This is a genomic window from Pseudomonas sp. (assembly GCF_030147005.1).
Lineage (GTDB): Bacteria > Pseudomonadota > Gammaproteobacteria > Pseudomonadales > Pseudomonadaceae > Aquipseudomonas.
This window is the reverse complement of the sequence record NZ_JASLAW010000189.1, coordinates 1-8,655: the sequence shown is the minus strand read 5'-3', so window position 1 is coordinate 8,655 and position 8,655 is coordinate 1. Positions and strand designations below refer to the sequence as shown.

Genomic DNA, 8,655 nt, shown 5'->3' with positions numbered 1-8,655 from the left:
CTGCGTAGCAGTCCCATTTTTGGGGCCGCTTCGCGCCCCAACGGGAGCAAGCTCCCTCGCCACAGGTCGCAGGTTTTTCTGCTTTAGCGCTTAACTGACCGGCATTAGGGCAAGCCCCCTCCCACATTTGGATGTTTGTTCCTTCAGGTAATCAGTAGACATCCCGGCGATAACGGCCTTGCTCAATCAAGCGCTCCACCGCTTCACTGCCCAGGATATCCACCAGCGCCTGATCCACGCCGGTCGCCATGCCCTGCAAACTCCCGCACACATAAATCGCCGCGCCATCGGCCAGCCATTTGCGTAGCACTTGCGCCGATTCCCGCAGGCGGTCCTGCACGTAGATTTTTTCTTCCTGATCCCGTGAGAACGCCAGGTCCAGCAGGGCCAGATCACCACTGGCCAGCCAGCCTTGCAGTTCTGCCTGGCACAGGTAGTCGTGGGCGATGTTGCGTTCGCCGAACAGCAGCCAGTTACGCGGCTGACCGTCGGCAATGCGCGCCTTGAGCAAGCTGCGCAGGCCGGCGAGGCCGGTGCCGTTGCCCAGCAGAATAAGCGGCACCGGTTCAGCGGGCAGATGGAAGCCGCTGTTGCGACGCGCGCGCAGGTTGATGCCCGAGCCGATGACGGCATGCTCAGTCAGCCAGCCGGAGCCCAGGCCCAGGCTGCCATCCGGATGACGCTCCTGGCGCACGATCAGCTCCAGCACACCGTCGCTGGCAATCGAGGCGATGGAGTATTCACGCATGCCCAGCGGTATCAGCGCATCGACCAGTGCCTGGGCGTGCAGGCCGACCAAGTGCGTACGGTTATCCGGCAGTTGACGCGTGGCCAGGGCCTGGTTGAGCGTTTGCGCCAGGCCGTCGATCAACACGCCTTCGCTGCCGGCCAGGCCCAGCCCTTCCAGGAAATGCTCAACGGCCCGCGGGCCATTACGCGGCAGGATTTCCACCAGGTCTCCGGCCAGCCAACTGGCGGCCGAGGGCGGTGTGAGGCCCAACAGGTACACCGGTGCGCCGACGCTGCCAGGGTTGAGCAGGGTGCGTTGGCTCAGGGTCCAGTGTTCAAACTGGGCCGTTTGCCACGCTGCCGGTGTGTGGCCCGTAAGCTGGCCCAACTGGTGTTGCCAGGTGAGCAAGGCCTCTGGGTCGCCACTGTCGACTTCTACCGGGGCAAACAGCGGGTTGCCGCCCTGATGGGTCAGCCAGAAGTGCAGGCGCCGGGCAAAGCCGCAAAAGTGCTCGTACTGCCGGTCGCCCAGGGCCAGCACCGAGTAGTTCAAGCCTTTGAGGGAGACCTCCTGGCCAAGCACGCTGCGCTCAAACCCACGGGCGCTGTCGGGGGCTTCGCCGTCGCCGAAGGTACTGACCACGAACAATGCATGTTGCGCCTGGCTGAGGTCGTCGCGGCTGACGCTGCCCAAGGGCTGCACCTTCACCCCAAGCCCGGCGGCCTGCAATTGCCCGGCGGTTTGCCAGGCCAACTGTTCGGCAAAACCGCTCTGGCTGGCAAAGCCGATCAACCAGGCCGGCGCGTCGCTGTGGCTGGCAACCAAGCCCTTGCGAGCGTCACGCACCTGCCGTTTTTTGCGACGACGGTCCAGGTACAGCAGCCAGCCGGTGATAAAGAACAAAGGCATGAGCAGCGAGCTCACCGTGAGAACGATTCGCCCGACCAGCCCGAAATAACTGCCGGTGTGCAGCGCATAGACACTGGTCAACAATTGCGCCTTCAGGCTCTTGCTGGCGTAACGGTCATGGGCGTTGACCTCGCCGGTGGCCGGGTCGAGGTTGATTTGGTTCAGCGCGCGGTCATGGGGCGAGCTGTCCAGCAGGTAATACACGGTGGCCGGTTGCCCGGCGACGGCGGGCATGCGGATGTTATAGGCACTCAAGCCGGGGCCTGCGGTGCTGTAGATACTGCTCCAGATGGCGTCGTAGTTGGCCACCGGAGCAGGGCCAGCGGGCGGTGGGCCGCGCTTGCGCATGCGCTCGTTTTGCGGCGCATCGGACAGCAGGTGGGTCACGCCACGGTTGTACCAGTCGTAGGACCAATACAGCCCGGTCAGTGCCGCGAGCAGGTAAAACAGCAGGCACCAGGTGCCGAACACGGAGTGCAAATCCCAATTGAAGCTGCGGCCCTTTTTGCGCCAGTCCAGGGTCAACCACACGCGCCAGTTTTTGACCTGGCGCGGCCAGCGCAGGTACAGCCCGGAAAGACAGAAAAACAGCAGGATCAGGGTGCAGGCGCCGGTGATATTGCGCCCGGTGTCGCCGACGGCGAGGAAGCGGTGCAACTGCAGGATGAAGCCGAATACATCCTGGCCGACGGCGTCGCCCATGTAGTCGCCGGTATACGGGTCGAAGTAACGCATCTGGCCACGCCGCTCACCTGGCGGCGGGGTAAAGAACACACGGGCGGCGTTGCCGCTGTCGTTCTCCACCCAGAGCATCGCGACGCTCTTGCCTTCAGCGGCTTCCAGCTTGCGCACCAGCTCGGCAGGCGGCAGCACACCGGCTTCGCGTTTTTGCACGCTCAATACCGTGGGGTTGAGTGCCCGCAGGATTTCATCCTGGAACGAGTACGCCGCCCCGGTGACCCCCATCAAGGCCAGCACCAGCCCGGCCGTGATGCCGAAGAACCAATGCAACTGGAACAGGGTTTTCTTCAACACGTCGGAGCGCCTCGCTTAGCTGGATATAAATGTCACGGCGCGCATTATGCCGTGAGTTGCCGAGAAACACGCAAAAGCCCCGCGCATCCGATGCGTGGGGCTTTTGGTTGAACGTCGGCCGGGTTTAGAAGTGCAAACTGGTGGTCAACAGCGCCGTACGACCGGCCGCCTGGTTGGCGAAGTGCGTGGAGAAGGCCTTGTCGTAGTAGGTTTTGTCGGTCAGGTTCTGCACGTTCAGCTGCAGGTCGACGTTCTTGGTCAGCTTGTAGCTGGCCATGGCGTCGTAGCGGGTATAGGAGGGCACGTACACGGTGTTGCCCGCATCGCCGTAAACCTCGTCGACGTAAAAAGCGCCGCCGCCGATGGTCAGTTTTGGCGTGATGTCGTAGGTGGTCCACAGGCTGAACGAGTTCTTCGGCGTGTTGGGCATCTGGTTGCCTTTGTTGGAGCCTGCGCTCACTACGCCGTTACGCCCATTGAGACCGGATTTGACCAGTTCGCTGTCCAGGTAGGTGTACCCGGCGAACACTTGCCAGTGTGCGGTCAGCTTGCCGCTGGCGGACAACTCGATACCGTCGACCTGGGATTCGCCGGCGTTCTCGTAGGTGAGGGCGTCGACCAGGATGCGGGTGTTTTTCTTCTCGGTGCGGAACACGGCAGCGGTCAGGGACAGGCGGTCGTGGAACAGGTCCCACTTGGTGCCCAGCTCATAGTTGACGGTTTCTTCCGGCTGCAGGTCGCTGGCGGCGGCACCGGCAGACAGCGGATTGCCGTCGGCACCTTCACCCACCAGCCCACCGGCCGGGGTGGCCGACGTCGCGTAGGAGGCGTAGACGCTGCCGTTGTCCAGCGGCTTCCACACCAGGCCCGCCTGCCAGTTGAAGAACTGGCTGTCATCCTTGATTTTGCTGCGCCCGGCGACGGCGTTGGCGTTGGCCTCGGTGTCGAAGGTGTCGTAGCGCAGGCCCACGTTCAGCAGCCATTTCGGGTCCAGCTCGATGGTGTCGAACACATAGGCGGCGCGGCTGGTGGCCTTGGTGTTGGTGCCGTTGTAGTTACGCGCGACGCTGCCGTTCCAGGCATCGTCCGGGTTCGGGTTGCTCAGCGAGGTGCACTGGCCACCCAGGCTGCCCTTGGCCACGGTGCAAACCGGGTTGGTGTTGGGGCTGACGGTGTAGCCGCTGACGCGGGTTTCCTCACCGGTGAATTCCAGGCCGGTGGAGTAGCTGTGCTTGAAGCCCAGCGCCTGGAAGCTGCCGAACAGGTCGGTCTGGTTGGTGGTCGTGGTGGTGGTGGAAACGCGACTGTTGGCGCGGCGCCATACGGTGCCGAACTGGTTGACGTTGTGCTGGCTGTCGTCAGGCTGCGTCAATACGTAGTCCTGGCCGGTGCTGCCATGGCGCAGGGTGTTTTTCAGCGTCATGTTGTCGTTCAGGTCGTGCTCGATAGAGAACGTGCTGATGTCGGCGCGGGTCTTGCGGAAGTCGCGGCTCTTCAAACCGTAGAAGTTATTGCTGTCGCCGCCGTCGATGGGTTTGTCATGCACATGGGCGGTACGCGCGCCGTTGTTGCCGTAGCCGTAGGGGATGCCCGAATCCGGCAGGTCGTCGCTTTCCATGTGGTAGTAGCTGAGGTTGACGCGGGTCGGGGTGCCCAGGCCAAAGGTCAGCGACGGCGCCACGCCCCAACGGTCGTAATTGACCGCATCGCGCCCGGCCACGTTTTGTTCGTGGCTCATCAGGTTCAAGCGGAATGCAGCGCTGTCGTCGAGGAACTGGCGGTTCACGTCGAGCACGTAGCGGCGGGTCTGGTCGGACCCGTAGGTGAAGCCTGCATTGGTGAAGTCTCGCGCTTGCGGGGTTTTGCTCACCAGGTTGAGGCTGCCACCGGCGGAGCCGCGACCGCCGAAGGACGAGTTCGGGCCCTTGCTGACTTCGATGGATTCAATGTCGAAGATCTCACGGCTCTGGCCGCCGGTATCGCGCACGCCGTCCAGGTAGGTGTCGCCCTGGGCGTCGAAACCACGGATGAACGGACGGTCGCCCTGGGGGTTGCCGCCTTCTCCGGCGCCGAAAGTAATGCCCGGTACGGTACGCAAGGCGTCTTGCAGCGAGGTGGCGGCGGTGTCCTTGAGTACTTGCTGCGGCACCACGGTGACCGAGCGCGGCGTGTCCACCAGCGGCGCGGTGTATTTCTGCGAAGCGGCTTTTTCCACCTGGTAGGAGGTGGTGTCCTGCTCCTGGCCGGTAATGTTGGTGGCGCCGAGGGAGATAGGGTTGCGCTCGCCTTGTCGTTCGGTGTTTTCAGCCGCCTGCGCCAAGTGAGCGGCAGAGCTGGCGCTGAGAGCAACGCCGATGGCCGAGGCCAGCATGCGTGGTAAACTGGCGGTTGTTGTTGGTGTGGTGCGCGACATGACGTGTCCTTTCCCCAAGGATGTGAGGTCGCGGAATATAGGGCTAACAAGACTTTCTATCAATTGCGATACATTGCTATTCGCATCGAATTTACATTCTTTACACTTTTTGCTTACGGTTTTTACGGTCTCGTTCGTCCCGGCGTTTTACAGGGAGGATAAGCATCAATACCATTGGCGCCTCTCTGATTACAGGTATTGCCCCATGTTGCTGCATATTCCCGGCCTGTTCTCTCGCGAGGAAGTGCAGCGCATTCGCCAAGCCCTGGAAGCGGCCGAATGGGCCGACGGCAAAGTCACCGCCGGGCATCAATCCGCCAAGGCCAAGCACAACCTGCAACTGCCGGAAGGCCATCCGTTGGCCAAGGAAGTCGGCGCGGCGATGCTGGAGCGCTTGTGGAACAACCCGCTGTTTATGTCAGCCGCGTTACCTCACAAAGTATTTCCGCCGTTGCTTAACTGTTACACCGCCGGCGGCAGTTTCGACTTTCATATCGATAACGCTGTGCGCCAACCCAAAGGCAGCCACGAGCGGGTGCGCACCGACCTGTCGTCCACGCTGTTCTTCAGCGACCCCGACGAATACGACGGCGGCGAATTGGAAATCCAGGACACCTTCGGCCTTCAGCGAGTCAAGCTCCCTGCGGGCGACATGGTGCTGTACCCCGGCTCCAGCCTGCACAAAGTCAACGCGGTGACGCGCGGCGCGCGCTATGCCTCGTTTTTCTGGACCCAGAGCCTGGTGCGCGAAGACAGCCAGCGCACCCTGTTATTCGAAATGGACGGCGCCATCCAGCAACTGACCCGCGACGTCCCTGACCATCCGGCGCTGATCCAGCTTACCGGCACGTATCACAACTTGTTGCGTCGCTGGGTCGAGATCTGAGATGGGTTTTTTGTTGCGTCGCCAGGAGGTGCTCAATGTCGAGCAATTGCAATCGATGCTCGATGATTCCCCGGTGCGCGCCGCCCAGGCGATCCTGATCGCGGCCAGGGAAGGCGTGGTCGATGCCCAGGCCTTGCTCGGGCAAATCCTGCTGGAAGGGCGCGGCATCGCACGCGATCAAGCGCTGGCGCTGCGCTGGTTTCGGATCGCGGCGCAGGGCGGGCATCTGATGGCGCGCAATATGATTGGGCGATGCCTGGAGCATGGTTGGGGCTGCGACGTGGACGAAGTGGCGGCTGCTGGGGAGTATCGACGCGGGGCAGAGGCGGGGCTCGATTGGGCACAATATAACTACGCGAACCTGCTGGCGACCGGCCGTGGCGTTGCGCAAGATCAGGCCCAGGCGCTGGCGCTCTATCGCCAAGCGGCAGAACAGGGCCATGCCAAGTCGATGAACCTGGTGGGGCGTTATCTGGAAGAGGGACAGTATTGCCCGAGGGATATTGAAGCGGCTGTTGACTGGTACCAACGCTCTGCCAAAGCCGGGGATTTTCGTGGGCAATTCAGCTATGCGGCGATACTCGCCGACAGCGGCCAGATCGAGGCGGCCCTGGCGTTGCTGCGCAAAGCGCTGGCGGGTGGGAACCGCCGGTTTCTGCAAACGGCACACAAGACGTTGGCGGTGGCGAATGACCCGCAGATTCGCGCCATGGCCGATGCCTATCAACAGCGCGCTTTGAGCCTTTCCTGAGGCATGAAAAAACCCATGACATGTCATGGGTTTTTTCTTGTAGCGTGTAGCTTAAAACGTGCTGCTGCTTTTAAACGTAAAACGACTTCAACGGCGGAAACCCGTTGAACTCAACCGCGCTGTAGCTGGTGGTGTACGCACCGGTCGACAACCAGTACATACGATCACCAATCGCCAGGTTCAGCGGCAGGCCGTACTTGTAGTTTTCGTACATGATATCGGCGCTGTCGCAGGTAGGACCGGCGATGACCACTTCTTCCATCTCGCCCTTCTTCTCGGTCCAGATCGGGAACTTGATGGCTTCGTCCATGGTTTCGATCAGGCCGGAGAATTTGCCCACATCGGTGTACACCCAACGCTCGACGGCGGTGCGCGATTTACGTGCAACCAGTACCACTTCACTCACCAGGATGCCGGCGTTGGCGATCAACGAACGGCCCGGCTCCAGGATGATCTCCGGCAGGTCGTCTCCGAAGTCTTCCTTGAGGAAGCGGATGATTTCTTCGGCGTAGGTTTCCAGGCTGTTGGTGCGGGTGATGTAGTTGGCCGGGAAGCCGCCGCCCATGTTGATCAGCTTCAGCTCAATGCCGTCTTCTTGCTTCAGGCGCTCGAAGATCACTTTGACCTTGGCGATCGCCGCGTCCCATACGCTGATGTCGCGCTGTTGCGAGCCGACGTGGAACGAGATGCCGTAGGGCACCAGGCCCAGGTCACGGGCGAGGATCAGCAGGTCCATGGCCATGTCGGTCTGGCAGCCGAACTTGCGCGACAATGGCCAGTCAGCCGTGGTCGAACCTTCGGTGAGGATGCGCACGTAGACTTTCGAGCCCGGCGCGGCCTTGGCGATGTTGCGCAGGTCGGCTTCGGAGTCGGTGGAGAACAGGCGCACGCCCTTCTCATAGAAGTAGCGGATGTCTTTGGATTTCTTGATGGTGTTGCCGTAGCTGATACGGTCGGCGCTGACACCGCGGTCCATGACCTTGTCCAGCTCGTAGATCGAGGCGATGTCGAAGCTCGACCCCTTGTCTTTCAACAGGTCGATGATCTCGACGGCCGGGTTGGCCTTGACCGCGTAATACACCTTGGCGAATTCGAAACCGGCGCGCAGGTCATCGTAGGCTTGGCTGATCATCGCGGTGTCGATCACCACGAACGGGGTTTCCTGTTTGTCGGCGAACGCCTTCATTTTGTCAAAGGTGGCGCGCGCGAAATAATCTTCGACGTTGATCGACATGCTGGGAACTCCTAGGGGCAAACTGAAATTAGCAATGGGTGCAAATGAACGTCCTCCGTATCCCCACTTTGGTTCGCCTACTTCCCAAGGCATGTCGCCGAAAGCAAAAAGGCCATGGGATACGCTGCCCTTGGCCTTGCTGTCTCGTCGTCAGTACTTGAGCCGGATGGATCGTTTCCAGCATGGACGTTCGGCGCGAACTTTAGGGCTTGATGGGCGTGGGATCAACTAAAAATGTCGCGTTTGTGCACGCGTTCGTCGCGCGGCCGCGTGCAGCTACTTATGTAACCGACCGGTGTGACGGATTGATGTTCCCCGGAGGAGGAAATTGAAGGTGCTTCCCGGACAGACAGCAGGTCCAACTGTGAGAGCGGGCTTGCTCGCGAATGTGGTGTATCGGTCACATAAGGATTGACCGACAGACCGCGTTCGCGGGCAAGCCCTAATGCCAGTCAGTTAAGGAGGAGCGCTTTACCGTGGCGAGGGAGCTTGCTCCCGCTGGACTGCGCAGCAGTCCCATTTTCTGGGGTCGCTTCGCGGCCCAGCGGGAGCAAGCTTGAACTGGCCTAATGATTTTGGACACTTCATTCGGGCGCTATGATAGCGCCCAAATTTGAGGTGTTTGGATATGCGTAAATCTTATTCGAGTGAGTTCAAGCTTAAGGCCGCCAGCATGGTGTTGGATGAAGGTCAGCCA

General features: G+C 61.2%; 5 protein-coding genes. 2 read left to right on the top strand and 3 right to left on the bottom strand.

The features are described 5' to 3' along the window. Positions 1-151: 151 nt before the first annotated feature. Together Q1V60_RS17620 and Q1V60_RS17615 are read right to left on the bottom strand one after the other, a co-directional pair. Positions 152-2,674: a sulfite reductase flavoprotein subunit alpha gene (locus Q1V60_RS17620; RefSeq protein WP_300632918.1), complete on the bottom strand. Its 2,523-nt coding sequence runs from the start codon at positions 2,672-2,674 to the stop codon at positions 152-154. Between the two features lie 124 nt (positions 2,675-2,798). Next, positions 2,799-5,087 (bottom strand): TonB-dependent siderophore receptor, encoded by a 2,289-nt coding sequence (locus Q1V60_RS17615; RefSeq protein ID WP_300632916.1) that lies wholly within the window; start codon positions 5,085-5,087, stop codon positions 2,799-2,801. A gap of 205 nt (positions 5,088-5,292) precedes the next feature. On the opposite strand from Q1V60_RS17615, the gene Q1V60_RS17610 reads away from it, so the two are divergent. Continuing rightward, positions 5,293-5,973, top strand: a complete 681-nt coding sequence (locus Q1V60_RS17610) for a Fe2+-dependent dioxygenase (protein WP_300632914.1) — start codon at positions 5,293-5,295, stop codon at positions 5,971-5,973. A 1-nt stretch (position 5,974) separates the two neighbouring features. Continuing rightward, the gene (locus Q1V60_RS17605) at positions 5,975-6,724 is read left to right on the top strand and encodes a tetratricopeptide repeat protein (RefSeq protein ID WP_300632913.1); all 750 of its coding nucleotides are present in this window, start codon (positions 5,975-5,977) and stop codon (positions 6,722-6,724) included. Between the two features lie 70 nt (positions 6,725-6,794). On the opposite strand, the gene Q1V60_RS17600 is transcribed toward Q1V60_RS17605, so the two are convergent. Then, positions 6,795-7,958 (bottom strand): type III PLP-dependent enzyme, encoded by a 1,164-nt coding sequence (locus Q1V60_RS17600; RefSeq protein WP_300632912.1) that lies wholly within the window; start codon positions 7,956-7,958, stop codon positions 6,795-6,797. Between the last annotated feature and the right edge of the window lie 697 nt (positions 7,959-8,655).

What these genes read in the sequence shown, in the direction of transcription:
- Q1V60_RS17610 (WP_300632914.1), top strand. Translation starts at nt 5,293, where the DNA reads ATGTTGCTGCATATTCCCGGCCTGTTCTCTCGCGAGGAAGTGCAGCGC.
- Q1V60_RS17605 (WP_300632913.1), top strand. Translation starts at nt 5,975, where the DNA reads ATGGGTTTTTTGTTGCGTCGCCAGGAGGTGCTCAATGTCGAGCAATTG.
- Q1V60_RS17615 (WP_300632916.1), bottom strand. Translation starts at nt 5,087, where the DNA reads ATGTCGCGCACCACACCAACAACAACCGCCAGTTTACCACGCATGCTG.
- Q1V60_RS17600 (WP_300632912.1), bottom strand. Translation starts at nt 7,958, where the DNA reads ATGTCGATCAACGTCGAAGATTATTTCGCGCGCGCCACCTTTGACAAA.